This window comes from Aurantibacillus circumpalustris (assembly GCF_029625215.1).
In the GTDB taxonomy this organism is placed as follows: Bacteria; Bacteroidota; Bacteroidia; order B-17B0; family Aurantibacillaceae; genus Aurantibacillus; species Aurantibacillus circumpalustris.
Genome location: NZ_CP121197.1, coordinates 1,812,936 through 1,829,830 on the forward strand (window position 1 = coordinate 1,812,936; position 16,895 = coordinate 1,829,830).

17 protein-coding genes are annotated in these 16,895 nt (G+C 35.2%); 3 read left to right on the forward strand and 14 right to left on the reverse strand.

The window, feature by feature from the left end; genetic code table 11:
- Positions 1-27 precede the first annotated feature (27 nt).
- A complete protein-coding gene (locus P2086_RS07615; RefSeq protein WP_317899853.1) occupies positions 28-363 on the reverse strand; it encodes an MGMT family protein in 336 nt (111 codons plus the stop codon).
- 43 nt (positions 364-406) lie between these two features.
- Here P2086_RS07615 and gltX point away from each other — a divergent pair, with 43 nt between their 5' ends.
- Positions 407-1,921 carry a glutamate--tRNA ligase gene (gene gltX / locus P2086_RS07620; protein WP_317899854.1) on the forward strand — a complete coding sequence of 505 codons (1,515 nt, stop codon included), beginning with the start codon at positions 407-409 and terminating at the stop codon, positions 1,919-1,921.
- 59 nt (positions 1,922-1,980) lie between these two features.
- Here the strand turns inward: gltX and P2086_RS07625 are convergent, their stop codons facing one another.
- Positions 1,981-3,711 (reverse strand): T9SS type A sorting domain-containing protein, encoded by a 1,731-nt coding sequence (locus P2086_RS07625; RefSeq protein ID WP_317899855.1) that lies wholly within the window; start codon positions 3,709-3,711, stop codon positions 1,981-1,983.
- A gap of 325 nt (positions 3,712-4,036) precedes the next feature.
- Positions 4,037-5,023 carry a DUF6427 family protein gene (locus P2086_RS07630; protein WP_317899856.1) on the reverse strand — a complete coding sequence of 329 codons (987 nt, stop codon included), beginning with the start codon at positions 5,021-5,023 and terminating at the stop codon, positions 4,037-4,039.
- A gap of 139 nt (positions 5,024-5,162) precedes the next feature.
- On the opposite strand from P2086_RS07630, the gene P2086_RS07635 reads away from it, so the two are divergent.
- Together P2086_RS07635 and P2086_RS07640 are read left to right on the forward strand one after the other, a co-directional pair.
- A complete protein-coding gene (locus tag P2086_RS07635) occupies positions 5,163-5,363 on the forward strand; it encodes a hypothetical protein (protein ID WP_317899857.1) in 201 nt (66 codons plus the stop codon).
- Between the two features lie 315 nt (positions 5,364-5,678).
- Positions 5,679-8,459, forward strand: coding sequence for a T9SS type A sorting domain-containing protein (locus P2086_RS07640; protein ID WP_317899858.1), 2,781 nt, complete (start codon positions 5,679-5,681; stop codon positions 8,457-8,459).
- A 78-nt stretch (positions 8,460-8,537) separates the two neighbouring features.
- On the opposite strand, the gene P2086_RS07645 is transcribed toward P2086_RS07640, so the two are convergent.
- The 11 genes from P2086_RS07645 to P2086_RS07695 form a co-directional block, all read right to left on the reverse strand.
- Positions 8,538-9,680, reverse strand: coding sequence for a methionine aminotransferase (locus tag P2086_RS07645; RefSeq protein ID WP_317899859.1), 1,143 nt, complete (start codon positions 9,678-9,680; stop codon positions 8,538-8,540).
- Between the two features lie 119 nt (positions 9,681-9,799).
- A complete protein-coding gene (locus P2086_RS07650; RefSeq protein ID WP_317899860.1) occupies positions 9,800-11,278 on the reverse strand; it encodes an ArnT family glycosyltransferase in 1,479 nt (492 codons plus the stop codon).
- Between the two features lie 336 nt (positions 11,279-11,614).
- Positions 11,615-12,079: a hypothetical protein gene (locus P2086_RS07655; protein ID WP_317899861.1), complete on the reverse strand. Its 465-nt coding sequence runs from the start codon at positions 12,077-12,079 to the stop codon at positions 11,615-11,617.
- 216 nt (positions 12,080-12,295) lie between these two features.
- A complete protein-coding gene (locus P2086_RS07660; RefSeq protein WP_317899862.1) occupies positions 12,296-12,763 on the reverse strand; it encodes an Hsp20/alpha crystallin family protein in 468 nt (155 codons plus the stop codon).
- A 354-nt stretch (positions 12,764-13,117) separates the two neighbouring features.
- Positions 13,118-13,579, reverse strand: coding sequence for a DUF4399 domain-containing protein (locus P2086_RS07665; protein ID WP_317899863.1), 462 nt, complete (start codon positions 13,577-13,579; stop codon positions 13,118-13,120).
- A 188-nt stretch (positions 13,580-13,767) separates the two neighbouring features.
- A complete protein-coding gene (locus P2086_RS07670; protein WP_317899864.1) occupies positions 13,768-14,289 on the reverse strand; it encodes a thioredoxin family protein in 522 nt (173 codons plus the stop codon).
- On the reverse strand, positions 14,286-14,741 hold the full coding sequence (locus P2086_RS07675; RefSeq protein WP_317899865.1) for an SRPBCC family protein: 456 nt from the start codon (positions 14,739-14,741) through the stop codon (positions 14,286-14,288). The genes P2086_RS07670 and P2086_RS07675 overlap by 4 nt, the downstream gene beginning before the upstream one ends.
- Positions 14,742-14,823: 82 nt before the next feature.
- On the reverse strand, positions 14,824-15,369 hold the full coding sequence (locus P2086_RS07680; protein ID WP_317899866.1) for a YceI family protein: 546 nt from the start codon (positions 15,367-15,369) through the stop codon (positions 14,824-14,826).
- A 19-nt stretch (positions 15,370-15,388) separates the two neighbouring features.
- Entirely contained in the window at positions 15,389-16,189 is an 801-nt protein-coding gene (locus P2086_RS07685) for an immunoglobulin-like domain-containing protein (RefSeq protein WP_317899867.1), read from the reverse strand.
- Between the two features lie 42 nt (positions 16,190-16,231).
- A complete protein-coding gene (locus P2086_RS07690) occupies positions 16,232-16,645 on the reverse strand; it encodes a hypothetical protein (protein WP_317899868.1) in 414 nt (137 codons plus the stop codon).
- A gap of 39 nt (positions 16,646-16,684) precedes the next feature.
- Positions 16,685-16,867 carry a hypothetical protein gene (locus P2086_RS07695; RefSeq protein WP_317899869.1) on the reverse strand — a complete coding sequence of 61 codons (183 nt, stop codon included), beginning with the start codon at positions 16,865-16,867 and terminating at the stop codon, positions 16,685-16,687.
- Between the last annotated feature and the right edge of the window lie 28 nt (positions 16,868-16,895).

Here is a 16,895-nt window from a genome sequence, read left to right on the forward strand (position 1 = left end):
ACGAGTCGTTTTAGAACTCAGAAACACCTATAGGCCTAATTCTTTTGTGGGATCCCAAAATAGTTTTGTGAAACCCTCAATTTTATCATCCTTTACTTTTATTTTTTCTTTTTCAAGAAGTTCCTGCATTTGAAAAGGGGTGTCAAAATGATGTTTGCCGGTTAACAAACCATTACGATTTACAACGCGGTGAGCAGGCACTTTCGGTTTTACGCGGTGCGCACCATTCATAGCGTAACCTACTAATCGGGATGATTTTTTAGCGCCCAAATAAGCCGCAATTGCTCCATAGCTGGTTACACGGCCTTTTGGGATAAGTCGTACCACCTGATAAACCATTTGAAAAAAATCTTTTTCCGCCATAAATCTCTACCAAAATAAAACAATTACCGTATCTTTGCAAACTATGGAAAAACGTGTCAGAGTTAGATTTGCACCCAGTCCTACTGGTGGATTGCATATGGGTGGTGTACGCACTGCTTTATTTAATTATTTATTTGCCAAAAGGCATGGCGGAGATTTTATTTTAAGAATTGAAGATACCGATCAAACACGTTTTGTGGAAGGGGCGGAAGAATATATTGTGAGTGCACTGAAGTGGTGCGGAATCGAACCGAATGAAGGAGTTGGTTTTGGTGATGGACCTCACAAGCCTTACCGTCAGAGTGAACGCAAGGAATTAGGAATTTATAAAAAGTATGCCGATAAATTAATTGCATCTGGTCATGCTTATTACGCTTTTGATACTTCGGAAGAATTAGATGCTATGCGTAAACGTCTAGAAGCCGCTAAAATGGTATCACCGCAGTATAATGCAGTTACACGCCAAAACATGCGTAATTCTTTAACATTACCTGAAGACGAAGTAAAAAAATTATTAGAGAGTGGTGAAAAGTATGTGGTGCGTTTAAAAGTACCACGTAACGAAGAAATTCGTTTTAATGATATAATTCGTGGTTGGGTAACTGTTAACTCAGCACAAGTAGACGATAAAGTTTTATTAAAGAGTGATGGAATGCCGACTTACCATTTAGCACATATTGTTGATGATATTGAAATGGAAATTTCGCATGCCGTTCGTGGCGAAGAATGGTTGCCAAGTGCACCAGCCCATATTTTAATTTACAAGTATTTAGGATTAGAAAATGAAATGCCAAAGCTCGCGCATTTACCTTTGATTTTAAATCCAGATGGAAATGGAAAAATTTCAAAACGTGAAGCGCGTTTTCCAGTATTTCCATTAAGTTGGAAAGATCCACGTGAAGCCACGCCATATATCGGCTACAAAGAAAGCGGTTATTATCCGGAAGCATTTGTAAACGTACTTGCACTCTTAGGGTGGAATCCAGGTAACAACGAAGAACTTTTTACTGTAGAAGAGCTTAGTAAAATTTTTGAATTTGAACGCGTACACAAAAGTGGTGCGAAATTTGATCCTGAAAAAGCAAAATGGTTTAATCAACAATACCTTCGTAAAAAATCAGATGAAGAGCTGTCAGAAGCTTTCAAACCTATTCTAAAAGAAAAAGGTTTTGAACGTGATGCTGCCTTTATGATTGAGTTTTGTAAACTAGTTAAAGAGAAAGTTCAGTTTGTACATGAGTTTTGGGATCATGGTAAATATATTTTTATCGCGCCAGATGCATACGATGAAAAAGTGATGACGAAAAAATGGAATCCTCAAAACAAAGAGTTAGTTACAAAAGCTTTAGATTGTTTTAAAGGTATTACCGATTGGAAAACGCAAGTGATTCACGATACATTTGAAGCACTGGTTAAAGAAGTTGGAAAAATAGACATGCAGTTGTTACGTGTTTTAATTACTGGTGTTGCTGGTGGCCCACAATTATTCGACATGTTGGCTTTGATGGGAAAAGACGAAGTAATTAATCGCATGAACACTGCTTTAAGTAAGCTTTAAGGTGTTAACAATATTAAAAAGCGTCCTTTGAGATTTTCAAGGACGCTTTTTTTATACCATTAATTTTTTATAATTTTCACAGTGTGTTTTTTATTACCACTGGTAATTTCAACAAAATAGATCCCTTTTTCTACGTTAGATACATCGAGTTTAAATTGAGAATTGTTTTCAATCAGTGATTCTGATAACGTTCTACCTGAAATGTCTATTAAACGTATTTGAGCTAATTGTAAAGTTTCATTTAAAAGGATATTTAAAAAACCGTTTGTTGGGTTAGGATAAATAACAGCTTTCATTTTTTGTGATTTTTGTTCGGCTATGCCAGTGGCGCCTGCTGCAGTGGTTGTCGGCGCACATTGCACACCTTGGTGAATTGCATCGTAATATTTTACATTTCTCACATCTCTCTGTACACGTTGATTGAATTCAGTAATTGTATTTACTGCGTTTGCTGTGTCTTGGCTAAAAACAATGGCAAAACCCCACTCAATTTTACTTCTCGCAGGAAATGCGAACGGACCACTGCTTAATAAAATCCTTCTGTCGCCCGGAGTATTACCCACTGCGGTTTCTGTCCAGCCTGAATTGAGCTGAGGATCTCCGGGATACATAATTTTGGTTGCAGCAGAACCACTATAACCGTTTCCACCAAAGGTGAATGGTGTATTGTCTTTCCATCGGCCTGACATATAATTATAATAATGTGTTGCTATGGATGGATTGGTGGTTTGAGGAGGAAAAGCACCGACGTTATTGTTGTAATAAGTGACTAGATCCATGTCAAATTGCTCTCCAGACTCGTCTATTTGTCCATTATGATTATTATCAATTCCATCCTGAGTACAATTGGTTGGAAGTAAAACAAGACTTGATACAGGTGGTTTATTTCCATATCCCAATGCCCCTGAAATGTTTTCATCTACCGAATCACCATTGTAGCAATAGGCAAAATTATTAATGGTATCTGATCCAATGTAATCATCGCCATAATTGCCTAAATCAACATCCGACCAGTCTGTCAAGTACACCTGCTGGTATGAAGTGAGACTTCTATTATATATAGTATAGTGATGAAAGGTTGTGTAATTAATCGCCTGCATACTATCAACAATATTAGGATCTGAATAGGAATAAGATCTTTCGTGAATTTCAATTCCCATCGGTACACCTTGAGACTCACTATGTATTGTGTGATTATCATTATAGATCGATAGAATTTGCTGATGTCCTTTAATAATAGGATAATCCCCGTCGTTAAAAGGATCATAAATACCATTGTTGTTTACATCCACAAATGGCGCCATGTTTCGTTGATAATTGCCTATACCTTTTGCCGGATAGTTCAGAATATCAGCTGGAATGGTGTAAGTGTTTGCTGTAACAGAGCCATTATTAAAAGCTGTTACAAAGTTGGCAATGTCATTGCAATCAATTTTCCATAGTTTATTATAAAGCGAAGTACTAGGAGTGCCAATGGTGCTGGCATTGGTGGTATCTAAAGGACCTGGCCAAAAATCCGTTCCGCTTTGTTTGTAAGTGTTGGCAGCTAAATGTAATTGACCTCCGCCATCTAGTCCACCAATCCAAATACTATTAGCAAACATTGCGTTGCGTCCTTTGCCAGCAGGGACTTCGTAAGACGCTGCACCATTTCCATTTATGTTCCAAAATTTATCGTTAACGGTGTTAATCCTTGCTTTAACTTTGTTTTTATCAAGGTATTTAACTGTGTTACCAGTCTGTGCTAGTAAATTCACGCTAATAATTGAGAGAAGGATAATTTTTTTCATGGGATATATTTTTGGTTAATCGAAATTACCCTTTATGTATGAAAAGAATTTCGCTAATGTTTAAATAGGCTTTGCAAATCGATAACTGGCTTTAGTCGGCAAACAAATGGCCGTTATGAATATTTTGTTAATGACCTATAAAACGTTTTAGATATTTATGCCGATTTAAAACTTCGCTACGCAACCCTGTTCCATTTCAACACGGAGGGTACTGAGTCTCAGAGCTACGGAGAGAGTTGAGCAAATTAGTTTAATGAATTTCCACTGTGCCTCAGAGTCTCTGTATCTCAGTGTTAGAAGTACTAAATGTAAGCGAAGTGGTAAATTAAATCAACTGAAACTGTCCCAGAAAAACCACCACCACGCAAAAAATTAAAATGGCAAGAATGGTGTTTGTTATTTTAAGTTGTTTCAAATTGAATAAGAAATCACCTATAAAAAATGAAAGTGGTAAAGAATAAATAAGAATGATGTTTGAACTATTAGCACCTCCAGAGAAAAAGCCGAATGTAGAAAAGAAAATAAACCAAATAAGAATAGATTTGGTTCGTTGTTTTTTTACGGTATTTCCGAATCCAGTTACCATGCTATAGAGAAAAGAAATAATGAGCAGAAAAACTAAAGAAATGAAAAGTGGCAAATAATATTCGCTAAATGAAGGCGATTTCATGAACCTAAAATAGAGTCTTGTTGCATCAAATAGGTACCACTGGTTAAAGTTACTAAGGTAAGCCATGCTTTCGTAAATAAAAACAGGAATAATAAAACCAACTAAGGCAATCATCCACTCGCGCCAGTTAAAGGGCCGTAAAATGAGTAGAATCACAAAAAATAAAGGAAAACTAATGATACTGGATATGGTTATAAAGGCTGAAACACTTAGCCAAAAGGCGGCGTCAAAAATCTGTTTCAGCGGATTGTCAACCCGATAAGTATCTAAAAGCTTATAAATGGCAAAAAGTACAAATACGTTGGTAAAAATTTGCGAAGTAATTTGTGTAGGGCTCACTCCGGCAATGCAAACGAGCATATATAAAAAGACAGGAAAGTAGTTTTGTTTATCGACTATTTCTTGATTTACAGAAATAAGGCTTACCAAAAGCACTCCAAAACCAATAAAAATAAAGTTTAAAGCATTAATTGCTAGTTTTGAGCCAATTTTTTCGGCAAAATAGTTGTAAAAGAGATTGGGGTAATGATCTTCCTCTAAGCCAAGAGGTGAGAGGTAATTTATAACAAACGATACCAAAAATACCGTAATTAACAGGACTAAACTCCCTCTAAAACCCTTATTTAAGAGACCTGCAAACACGGTTTTTTTGTTTTAAAATAATTTCTATTTTTGTAGGCGTAAAACACAAATTTAGCAATTACAAGGTGATGGTTTGTGTAAAGCAAAAAACTAATAAACAAAACGCTTCTTAATAAGAGATTTAATAAAATAAAAGAATATGAAAAACTTAATGATTACCTGGACAGACATTTTTTATGCAACCGGAGATTTTTTCGAATGGATTTTTAAAGGCATGCGTGTTTTAGGTCACGGACCGAATGTAATAATTTGGATTCTTATTGCGTTTATTTTAGGATATTGGACTGTGCGTTTAATGAAGTACAAAAAACAAGCTGCACAAAACAATACAGTAGAGTAGTTTTTATTTTTAAGGAAATTTAACCACAGGTTATAATTCGGTGCATCAAGCATTGAGTTTTAATCTGTGGTTTTATATTTATGATAATTGCATTCGCAAATATTTCTACTTTTTTTAAGAGATTTTATTTTTTCGTAAAAAAAATAGTTAGCCATAGTTTCTTTCTAAATAGTTAAAAGTTATTGCTACAATCATGTTGGACTTAGAAATTTCTTTTATCTAAATATTTGAAATTTTAAGAAATGTGTAAATGTGTTTTGAAAATTTATATCTTTATGTAAAAGTTAACTGTTTTTTTAATTTAAACTTAAACCCATGAAAAAAAATTACATCAAACGAGAAAAAAGGATTTACGCATCAATTAATATTGCTGCTATATTCATTCTGCTTATTATTTTCAACGTAAGTCAAGTTTTTGCGCAGGTAAGCTATACTTTCACATCTGCGGGTCAGGCTGGACCTGCAGGTCCAAACCAAACTCAAATTAACACTGCGTACTTATCAACTAACTTGAATGGATCTGTTACTGTTTCAAGCGGTATCCAATCTTTCACAATACCAGCGACCGGCCCTTACAGAATCAAAGCGATTGGAGCGCAAGGGGCTTACAATGGTGGTTATGGAGCTTCTATATCAGGAGATTTTACATTAACTGCTGGTACTGTTTTAAAAATTCTTGTTGGTCAAATGGGAACTCAAATGTCGAATGGAACATACATTGCCGGGGGAGGAGGAGGAGGTTCATTTGTTTCGAGTACAGGTAACGTACCTTATGTTGTTGCCGGTGGTGGCGGTGGAAATGGAGATGGCTACGGCGGATCACCTCTTCCATGTTGTTTAAGTGGGATGCAGGCTACCACTGTAATCAATGGAAATCCTCGCCCAGGTGGATCGAATGGAGGTGCTAGCGGAAATGGTGGAACGTGTGGGACTTCAGGTGGGATTGCAGGTTCAGGTGCTGGATTTTACGGAGACGGTTCTTTGTGTCAAGCCCTAGGTATTGCTTATTCATTTACAAATGGAGGAGCTGGCGGACTTTGTGGTTATCTTGCTAATACCAGTGGCGATGGCGGATTTGGTGGCGGCGGTGGCTGTTACAACTCTGGCACTGGTCAGCGCGGCGGTGGCGGTGGTGGTTATTCAGGTGGTGGCGGTGGAGATACACCTAATTTTACTGAGTCAAACGCACCAGGCGGTGGTGGTGGCTCTTACAATGCTGGTGCAAACCAAACGAATGCTATAAATACTTTCACGGGTAGCGGCCGGGTAATTATAGATTTATTATGCGACATACATATAACGAGTTCTGGTACAAATAGTATTAGTCCTGTTATTTGTGCAGGTCAATCATTAACCTTAACAACAAACGCGGCAAGTAATTATACATGGAGTAACGGCAATTCAACAAGTACAACTTTAGTCGTTTCTCCAACAAGTAACACAACTTATTCAATAGTTGGAACAAGTTCAACAAGTTGTAACTCTTCTGGTGCCATTACTGTATTAGTTAATGGTGGTATACCAACATTGACCATAACAAACGCTCTTAACACGGTTTGTTTTGGACAGTCGGCAACTTTAACCGCTAGCGGTGCAAATACATACTCATGGACTGGAGGCGTAATAAATGGACAACCATTTGCGCCAAGTACGACGGGTTCTTACACTGTTACAGGCGTAAATGCGTGTGGTAGTTCAACTGCAACTACATCAGTATCGGTTTCGCCTCTTGTGGTTACTGCTTCTGCTAATCCTCCAATTGTTTGCATTGGTGTATCTACTACTTTAACGGCGGTTTCTACAATAAATAGTTATACCTGGCAACCTACAGGACTTACTGGTTCAATAGCAATAATTAGCCCTTTAGTTCCAACTATTTATACAGTGTCTGCTTCAGATGGTACCTGTGCTGGCACGGCGACCGTAAGCGTTGGTACAAAACCAAATCCAACAATTACCGTTGTACCTTCAGCAACGATGGTATGCGAAGGCGCTGCGGTTACAATGACTGCCAGTGGTGCCTTGTCGTACACATGGACTACCCCAGCAGCAACAGGTTCAGTAATTACAGTTAACCCTACAATACCATCCGTGTATTATGTTGTTGGTTCAAATTCACTTAATTGTAATTCAGCTGTTGCAAGCCAATTTGTATTAACAGCGATAACACCTACGCTAGTTGTGACCGCAAGCAAAACTGTAACTTGCCCTGGAGGCACTGTTAACCTTTTAGCGAGTGGAGCCACAAGTTATACCTGGACTAATGGACCGAACTCTTCGGGATACACTGTAAACCCTCTGGTTTCTACTATTTACACGGTTATCGGCATTGCAGGCACAAGTACTTGTGTAGGAACCCGAACGATTGATATTGGCGTATTAAACACAAGCGTGTCGGTTTCAGCCTCATCTCAAAGTGTCTGCCTTGGAAAGAGTACAACCTTAACTGCAAGTGGTGCAAATAGTTATAATTGGGCAGGTGTGGGTTCAGGTATTTCCGTTAATGTTACTCCGCTTACCACAACAATATATACGGTAGTTGGTACAACAACCGCTGGCGTTTTAAATTGTCAAAGCTCTAATAGTATAGCAATTGTTGTATTTGATACTCCAACATTAACTATTGCTGCAAGTAAAACCGTTATGTGTAAGAATGATCCCGGACCAAAGTTAACTGCAAACGGATCTTTAGTTTCTTATACTTGGAGCACAGGTGCAAATACTCAAACTGTGAATACGTCTCCAACAATAACTAGCAATATATTTTCTGTTACAGCAACCGATGCAAATGGATGTGAAGGAAATACTTCTATCCATATAACTGTTAATCCATGCACTGGGATATCAACTATTGGAGGTTATCAAAATTTAATTTCAGTGTATCCGAATCCAAATAATGGTGAATTTGTTATTGCTTCGGTTTCAGATATTAAACTAAAGTTGATTAATGAACTTGGTCAAATCGTTGAATTAATAGAATTAACGCAACAAAATGATCATAAAGTTTCAATTACTAAATTGGCCAATGGAATTTATTTTATGGTGGGACAGAATAATAACGAACAAATCAATCAAAAGATCATTGTCTCGAATTAATTAATTTTTTTGTAAACCAAAGCCCTCGAATTGTCGAGGGCTTTTTATTTGAGTGTGATTGTTAACGGAATAGTGTTTTTAGATATTACAAATAATCTCTGCCGCCTTTTCCAACGTTTCATCTTTTTTTGCGAAACAAAAACGCAATAATTTGTTGTCTGTTTTTTCACTGTAAAAAACGGATAGAGGAATCGTTGCTAGTTTTTTCTCAACCGTTAAACGAATAGCTAATTCTGTATCGGATTCATCGCTTAAATTTTTATAGGACATGAGTTGAAAGTAAGTACCGCTGGTTTTTAAAGGTACAAACCTAGAACTTGCTGTTAGTTTCAGAAACAAATCGCGCTTGGCCTGATAAAATTTTTTAAGCTCTGTGTAATTCGTTTTATCTGCAAGAAAATCAGCGATTGCTAATTGTAATGGGTGGTTAACCACAAAAACAAGAAACTGATGAATTTTTCTAAACTCATTCATTATTTCTTTTGGAGCTGCTACATAACCAATTTTCCACCCTGTTGTGTGTATTGTTTTTCCGAATGATGAAATAAGAATAGACTGCTGTTTTAAAATTTTACTTTTTGCAACACTGTTGTGAGTCTCACCATCAAACACCATGTGTTCGTATACCTCGTCGCTAATAACAAGTATGTTTGATCCTGAAATTATTTTTTCAAGTTCTAAAATATCTTTTGCAGTAATAGTTGTACCACTTGGGTTGTGAGGGGAATTAATTAAAATGGCTTTCGTTTTCTGAGTAATTTTTTTCCGAACATCTTCCCAATTAATTGAAAAATCATTTGCCTTAAGTTGTGAGTATACTGCTATACCACCGTGCACTTCAATTGCAGGAACATAACAATCATAAGCTGGTTCAAAAACGATTACTTCATCCCCCTTATGAATAAATGCTGCAATAGCTGTATAAATTGCTTGTGTAGCACCCGCTGTAATCGTTATTTCAGAGTCAGGATCATAATTCGAACCATAACTTAAGGAAATAATTTCAGCCACACGTTCTCGCAATTGAATCGTTCCTGCCATTGGAGCATATTGGTTGTAACCAGTGTTTATGTAGTGAGTGGCTGCTTCTTTTAATTTCGGAGAACAGTCGTAATCAGGAAATCCCTGCGATAAGTTAATCGCATTGTGTTCACGTGCCAATGCACTCATGGTAGTAAAAATAGTTGTACCTATGTTAGGAAGTTTACTTTTTATCTTCATTGGCATAAATTTGAAAAAGATTAAAATCGTTTAAAGATAAAATTTTAGTGAGAAACATCGCCAAAGAAAGATAAAGATTGAAAATGTTTCAATTAGTCAAAAATAATAAAATATAAATTTTACTGAATGGTGTCCTTTGAGTTACCATAAATGGTGTAGGTGAATACAGGACCTTGTTCATGTTTTTCTGTGTACAGATAATTATTTCTGATGTAATTTTTTACATGTTCCTGACAAGCAATTACCATGTCGTTTTTTACTAGACCTGTGTATTCCTTTTCATGAGTATTTACGCCTTTGTCATTCAAAACCCTTAAATAAAAAGTGTTTTGAGCTTTATATCCGTCATAAGCGAGATGTTTATTTTCAAGATCATATTTGCCCTTTATGGCATTTTTTAGATAATATCCTATTTCATAAATCTCTGCGTCCCACGGGGCTTCCTCGGGTAAATATGTTTTGGACCAAGCGCGTTCAAATGTGCCTATAAATAATAAAAACAAAAGGATGTATGGAACGGGATTTCCTTTAAAATTCTGATTTAAGAATGGATTCGTTTTTAAAGCATCAAAAATGTAGTGGATAAAAAAAGCAATCAAAATTGATAAAAAAGGATAAAGTGGAGCATCATACCATTCTAATTTTGTTTTGCCAATAGAAATAATAATAAAATAAGTGATCACCAATAAGGTTAAGAATAATGTAATTTTTTTGATGCGATTATCCTTGCTAAAAAGTCCGATCAACATGCCACAAGGAATCAGGAGATACCTGTCTGGCAATCTATACACTCTAAAATTGTTGAAATAAAACCAGAAGTCAAATTTTTGCCCGCCTTGAGATACCAAGTACCTTCCTCCCAGTTCATTTTCCTGAACAATGGAAATGTATCCCGGGTTTTGTGTTTCACGAATTAGGTAATAACTAAGAATTAATGTAAGAAAAGAAAAGAAGCCAATATAAAAGTGTTTATTTTTAATAAATAACATCAGTTGGTTTTGAATAATAGCATAAATGCCCAGGGCAGGAAAAAAAAGTATTCCTGCTATCCCTTTGGTATAAGAAGCTAATAGAACGGCAGTAAAAAAAAGATAAAGAAATTTCGTTTGTTTTGTTTCGGTATAAGCGAAAAAAAACAAACAGCTTATAGTTGTAAAACAGGTAAGCATGGCGTCGTAGTCTCCAGTTCGTGACACGTGTAAGCCAAGATAACCATCGCAAGTTATTAAAGTTAAAATTGCAATAAAAGCCAACCAAAAATTTTTAAGATAACGCTGAGAAAAAACAAGAATGGCCATGCAAGTCGCAAAAACAGCTAATGCCGAAGGAAGGCGTATGGCTATTTCGTTTGTGCCGACAATGTGCATAAAAACTACCTGACACCATATAAGTAATGGCGGTTTTGTGTTCCACATTTCAGGTGTATGATCAAAATAAGTCACAATAAAATTTCCATTATGAAACATTTCAATGGCATTAATGGCGATACGTGCTTCGTCCCAGGTACGAATAGGCATTGTATCAAGAAAACCAAAAATCGGAATGGCAATTATCACGATTAAAATAATGTACTTAATAAAATAGAGTTTAGGGTACATGCTGTTGGTTTAGACTTTATGAAACTTTTTTTTGATTGAAGGAAATAATTTATCAAATATATAAAAAATTAGTCATTGAAATTGCCGTACGGCTCAATCAAATGAAATCGATCAAAAGACTTTGGAACACTTTTTCATTTGAAATTTATTTGTAAGATTTGCTCAATAAATCACTTATAACTTCTAAATCACTTTTCCGTGCGAAGCGTATCAAAAAAATAAAATGAATTTAAGAATGGCGTATGTTTTTGATTGGGATAAAAATTAACTCCCATCGCCAATGTGATAGTGACGGAGTTAATTTTATATTTTAAAAAGTGAAGAGAGTTTGCCTTATTATTTCTTTTTTGAATTTCCTTTTGGATACCTTTCAATTAAAAAATTTGTTTTAATCGAATCCATTTGTTTAAAAAAATCTCGAAAAATATTCTGGTTTAAGTCAAATCTTTTTTCAAAATAGTCATCATTAAAAAAATCGTATTGAAAAAGTGAATCCTCTAAAAAAACACGATCTTTTTCGCGGTTTAATAAACTTGATGAATTTAATTGAAAAAAGTTTTTGAATTGCGCATAAATGCTGTCGTTATCCACCCTCATTCCCTTTGGGCCACTTTTGTAAACATAGCTGTAGGTGGAATCGTACTTGATTATATTTCCGTTTTTGTCGAATTGCTTGTTTACTTTTACATTAATATCGGGGTGATTTAAAGAATCACCAAGTAAGTTAGTTTGTTCTTGCTTTACATTTTCATTGGAATTTGGTTGAGCACTGCATGAGTTTAAATGCGCGCATATCAACATGATGCTCAAAAATTTGTTAAGCCTATTGTTAGTTATTATATCCGAATAGTTAAACCATTTTAAGAAACACATTTTTTTCCTCCTCTCTGTTTTCGTTATATGTAATTCAGTTATTTCATCAAATGTGAGATTATAATCGTATGTTAATCTGACTATATTCAAAACGCTCCTAACAGAAATAGAAAAGGGCAGTAAATATTTCTGCCCTTTTTTTTTTTACTCCACAGCAATCTCTCTCAAAAGTTTCGGCTTGGAAACCTCTTTCTTTGGCACCACTACGTGAAGTATTCCGTCGGTATAATTTGCACTTATGTTATTTTCATTGACGGAATTTTCGGGCAAATGAAACTCCCGTGTAAAGGATTGGTAGCTAAATTCGCGCCTCGAGTATCTGCCATCTTCACTGTCTTCTTCCTTTTTATTTTCACTTTCTGCAGATATATAAAGTTTGTTGTTTTCTATAGCAATTTTGAAATCTTTTTTATTTAAACCGGGGATTGCCATTTCCAATTCGAATGCCGAATTTGTTTCTTTAACATTAACAGCAGGTGTTGTCACTGACCTCAATGCTGACAGTGAGGGTAAATTGAAAAAATCTTTTGTAATAAAATCATCAAATAATGATGGGAATTCTGGAAATAATCCACTTTTTGCATTACTGTTTAATTTGATTAATGAGTTCATTTTTTCCTCCTTTTTTTTATTTAATTAGTTTGTTTTAAAAATTAAATCGCGATCTATCATCTAATAAACAAGCACTGTGCCAGTTATTTGAAACTGAAAAATTGACAAAGAAATTGTTAATAGCCGTTAAAAATGACTGAAAAAAATGAAGTTAAAATGACAAATTTTCATTTGGATAATCTCATTTAAAGAGAAGCCACGAAATGAATTCAAGGCAAATCTTAATAAGTGGATGCAATAAGGCCATAAGGTTAACATGTATTATTGAAAACGCGCAATTATTAAAAAGAAAGCGTCGAAAGATACTAACGTTAGTTAATTCTAATAAAAAGAAGAAGAAATAAATAGGATGTTTTATTCTGTCACTGTAATTGAAATGGTTTTACTCCATTCCTTTCCGTACGATTGATGCGCACCATTTGCAAACTGCATCGTAAGCGTATGTAAGCCAGGACTTAATTTAAGAGTATCTGAAGTTTGACCTTTTCCGTAATGAATATGTGTTTCATCTTTACCTACCATAGTACCGGCTTCTTCAAAAGTTCCATCGATAATAATGTGATGATGCCCTTTTCCTTCATGAATATCTCCGGCCGCCTCAACTTCCATACCTTTTACCCCCATTTCAATAAAAAGAGGTGAGGTAACTTTATCACCATCCTTAATATTTACAAAATAAACACCTGACTCTTCGTTTGATTGAATAACCTCCTCTTGGTTGTTAGCTTCAGAATCAGTGTTAGCTTTGTTATTTGAAGGGTTGCATGCAGTCATACTTAAAATAACCGCAGATGTAATTACTAATTTAAGTCTCATGATTTCCAGTTTTAAATTATTAAGAAGAGCTAAATTAGGTTTTTGTTTTTTGGAATGAAAGGTTTTTGGGATAATATAACGTTACAAGCGACTATACTGGCCTAAAATAAAGGCCACCTTTGTATCAATATATAAGGACAGTAATTGCACGTAAAAGAGTAGTTTCCGAGCAACGGTGAAAATGAATTTTATTTACTCGGTTTCTTTTTGAGTAGAGCGTTTGCATCCTTAAGAAACTTCACTTGCTCTTTGCCAACCTCTGAACCTTGAGGGTAACCAAGTGAACCAAGACTTTCGAGGGTAAATGGATCTGAATCTTTATTTTTATTCATGAAAAATAACCAAATTGTAGGATACCCCTGCACCTGAAAGGTTTGCTGAAGACTGTTGTTTTGTTGTGCTAATTCAGGGCTCAAACTTTTGCGTTTCGGAAAATCAAGTTCCAAAAGCACAACGTTTTTTTTCGCCCAATCAATAAATTCTGGTTTTGAAAATACATCACTTTGTAGTTTCCAACACCACACACACCAATCGCTTCCTGTAAAAAACGCAAAAATCGGCTTTTTTGTTGTTTTAGAAACTTCGTTTGCTTGCATCAAATCAGTATACCAAACAAGTTCATCCTTTTTTTTTAATGTGTCTTTTTGCGCGTAAAATAAATTTGAAGCGAGGAGTGCAAAAAATAGAAAAGTGAGTTTTAAATGTTTCATACTATATAATACTGGTAATGATTTTCGATGTGTTTTTTCAGAATGATTAAAGTAGAATTCCAATAAAAGACTACATGTTTATAAATAGATTCTGTAGGAAAGTTACGTAAAACCAATGATAAAACGATGTGTTTTTCATGGGGCTCTAAGTTAAATTCAATAATTGTTTGGTTTTCTGGAGTATCTGGTAATCTCGATAAGGAACTGAGATAATTATAACTAAGAAATTTCATTGGTTCGTATGCCAATACTTTGCCCTTGTTTTCAAAATAGACCCAATGATTTGTACCCTGAATAATAAAAGTTGATCCAATTTCCCAATTGGTAATGATTTTTAGTTTTTCTTCTAACATCCATTTTTGCATTTGTTCAGTATCAGTTAGAGCCTTCCAGATTTCTGAAACAGGAGCAGTAATGTTGATTTTCTTACGGTATGTTTGTTTGAGTAACAAAGAGTGATAAGTAATTTTAAGGTGGTAAGATAAAAACTTCAAGTTGAGTTTCTAAGATTAAATTATTCACTAGAAAACACTGTTATTTTTTAACTGGAATAGTCAACTCGATCGTAACTTCCTCTGGAGTGCCCATTCTGGTGATATTAAAATTTTTTGGAGAGATAGTAAATCTGCCGCTAAACGTTTCCTTGTCCACAAAAGGAAATTGAGCTGACATTTTTTTACTATCAAAAAAAAAGGGAATGATTATTTTTCGTGTCACACCTTTTAATGTTACATTCCCCAGAGCATCATAACCTTTAGTTGTTTTTAAAATGGAGGTGGATACAAAAGAAATAATCGGAAATTTATTTGTCTCTAAACCTTCTTTGGAGTGTTCTGTACTAAGCGCATCGCCTGTATTTAAACTTGTTGCGTCAATAAACGCTGTTATTTTCGATTTCTCAGCATGTTCTTCGTCGAATACAAGTGTAGCTTTCAGTCCTTTAAAATAACCTTGCATACCACCGGCGGTATATTTCACTTGATAATTTTCTTTTACTTTCCAATTCACAGACGTTAGTATAGTAAAAGCGGATAAAATAAAAACAATGCAGATACAAATGAATGAAAGAAAATTTTTCATAATTATTATTTTGAGGCATTTAATTTTGTTCCGTTTTAATTTTTGTATAAACATTGTTACATGTATAAGCAAAGCTTCCATCTGAAAAATAATCTTGTATTTCAACGGAAAATGAGCTTTTGTCTGGTGATAAGGCTGTAGTAGTCACTTTTGAATTGTAATTTCGAGTATAATAAAATACATCAAGTGAATTGCCAACAAGGGTTATGCTGGGTACGATATATTCGGGTCCTGTTTTTAAAGAAGTCACTTTGAATTGGTTATTAACTTTTGCAGATGTTACCACAGCGGCCGTATAGCTGCTTGTTGTAACGGTTGGTGTGTTTGCGTTATTTGTTGTAACTGTGCAATTACAAGTAACAGAATAATCTCCATTTAAAAAGGCAGCGCTATTTTCTAACACGTGAACCGTTCTGCTAACCGTAGCAGCCTTGTTACCTGCAAGATCTTTTACGTTGTAATATAAAACATAACGTCCCGGAAATTTATTGTTTACGACACCTGTAACTTCTAAAGGAAGATCTGTGCACCTCATCTGTCCATTTATTTCATCAAGAACCTGCGCTCCCGGGTCGGGATAGTTTGAAGTGGAGTTCCCCGGATGCCAGGTGTATCCTGAAGCGCCATTGGTGCTGAGTGTTGTAGAGGAGATTTGCAAATAAGTAGTGTCAATTTCTTTGCCTAAAAGATTGAGAACAGGTGCAACTGTATCAACTACTGGATCAGTTAAATGTTGCTTAAATTCAAAATCATTACACGATAAAAATAAAGCCAGTAAGATCATAAACATAAAACCTGAAATTATTGTTCGTGAATTCATATTTTATTATTTATTTTTCTAGAAATTAATTTAACTCATTTTCTATTGTTGTTGCGCCTTTATAGCAAGTACATATTTGTAAACGGCGTCTTTTTCTGAAGAACTTATCCTCGCTTTAAGTGCCATATCATCAACAATATCTTTCCACGCTACTTCGGTGTACCTGTATATATTTTTTGGTTCATGACAATTAATGCAAGCCCCCTTAGTGTATAAAGCATGTCCTTCTTGTAATTGTAATAATGTAACTTCTTTATACCTGGACTGAAGGGCAACTAGCTCTTCTTCACCTGGTGGATAAATACCGTCTTGCGATTTAGAAAGCATAATTGGGCCGGCTGAGCCCGCAGGTGTGTTTGAGCCGGAAGCAACCGTCGGCGCAGTAATGAAACTTTTTTTAGTTGTTTTACAAGCGGTGATGGAGATGATGGAAATGAGGAATAGAATCTTTTTCATTATTTCGTGTGATTTAAAACTGTTTTTTATGGAATAGTTTTAACACCCTTCCATTTTTGTTCCCAAATAATTAATAAATGTTTTTCCGTCTTTGAAACCTTCTATTGACGTTACTTTTGTTTTAGTACCAACAAGGTTTACTTGTTTTTCTGTGATGGAATTTTTTTTGCAGCTCGCAGTTAAAATTATAAGAAATACCAATGTTGTTATTTTTGTTTTCATGATAAATAATTTTAGGTTTTACTTTTGG

What these genes read in the sequence shown, in the direction of transcription:
- P2086_RS07615 (WP_317899853.1), bottom strand. Translation starts at nt 363, where the DNA reads ATGGCGGAAAAAGATTTTTTTCAAATGGTTTATCAGGTGGTACGACTT.
- gltX (WP_317899854.1), top strand. Translation starts at nt 407, where the DNA reads ATGGAAAAACGTGTCAGAGTTAGATTTGCACCCAGTCCTACTGGTGGA.
- P2086_RS07625 (WP_317899855.1), bottom strand. Translation starts at nt 3,711, where the DNA reads ATGAAAAAAATTATCCTTCTCTCAATTATTAGCGTGAATTTACTAGCA.
- P2086_RS07635 (WP_317899857.1), top strand. Translation starts at nt 5,163, where the DNA reads ATGAAAAACTTAATGATTACCTGGACAGACATTTTTTATGCAACCGGA.
- P2086_RS07640 (WP_317899858.1), top strand. Translation starts at nt 5,679, where the DNA reads ATGAAAAAAAATTACATCAAACGAGAAAAAAGGATTTACGCATCAATT.
- P2086_RS07645 (WP_317899859.1), bottom strand. Translation starts at nt 9,680, where the DNA reads ATGAAGATAAAAAGTAAACTTCCTAACATAGGTACAACTATTTTTACT.
- P2086_RS07650 (WP_317899860.1), bottom strand. Translation starts at nt 11,278, where the DNA reads ATGTACCCTAAACTCTATTTTATTAAGTACATTATTTTAATCGTGATA.
- P2086_RS07655 (WP_317899861.1), bottom strand. Translation starts at nt 12,079, where the DNA reads ATGTTGATATGCGCGCATTTAAACTCATGCAGTGCTCAACCAAATTCC.
- P2086_RS07660 (WP_317899862.1), bottom strand. Translation starts at nt 12,763, where the DNA reads ATGAACTCATTAATCAAATTAAACAGTAATGCAAAAAGTGGATTATTT.
- P2086_RS07665 (WP_317899863.1), bottom strand. Translation starts at nt 13,579, where the DNA reads ATGAGACTTAAATTAGTAATTACATCTGCGGTTATTTTAAGTATGACT.
- P2086_RS07670 (WP_317899864.1), bottom strand. Translation starts at nt 14,289, where the DNA reads ATGAAACATTTAAAACTCACTTTTCTATTTTTTGCACTCCTCGCTTCA.
- P2086_RS07680 (WP_317899866.1), bottom strand. Translation starts at nt 15,369, where the DNA reads ATGAAAAATTTTCTTTCATTCATTTGTATCTGCATTGTTTTTATTTTA.
- P2086_RS07685 (WP_317899867.1), bottom strand. Translation starts at nt 16,189, where the DNA reads ATGAATTCACGAACAATAATTTCAGGTTTTATGTTTATGATCTTACTG.
- P2086_RS07690 (WP_317899868.1), bottom strand. Translation starts at nt 16,645, where the DNA reads ATGAAAAAGATTCTATTCCTCATTTCCATCATCTCCATCACCGCTTGT.
- P2086_RS07695 (WP_317899869.1), bottom strand. Translation starts at nt 16,867, where the DNA reads ATGAAAACAAAAATAACAACATTGGTATTTCTTATAATTTTAACTGCG.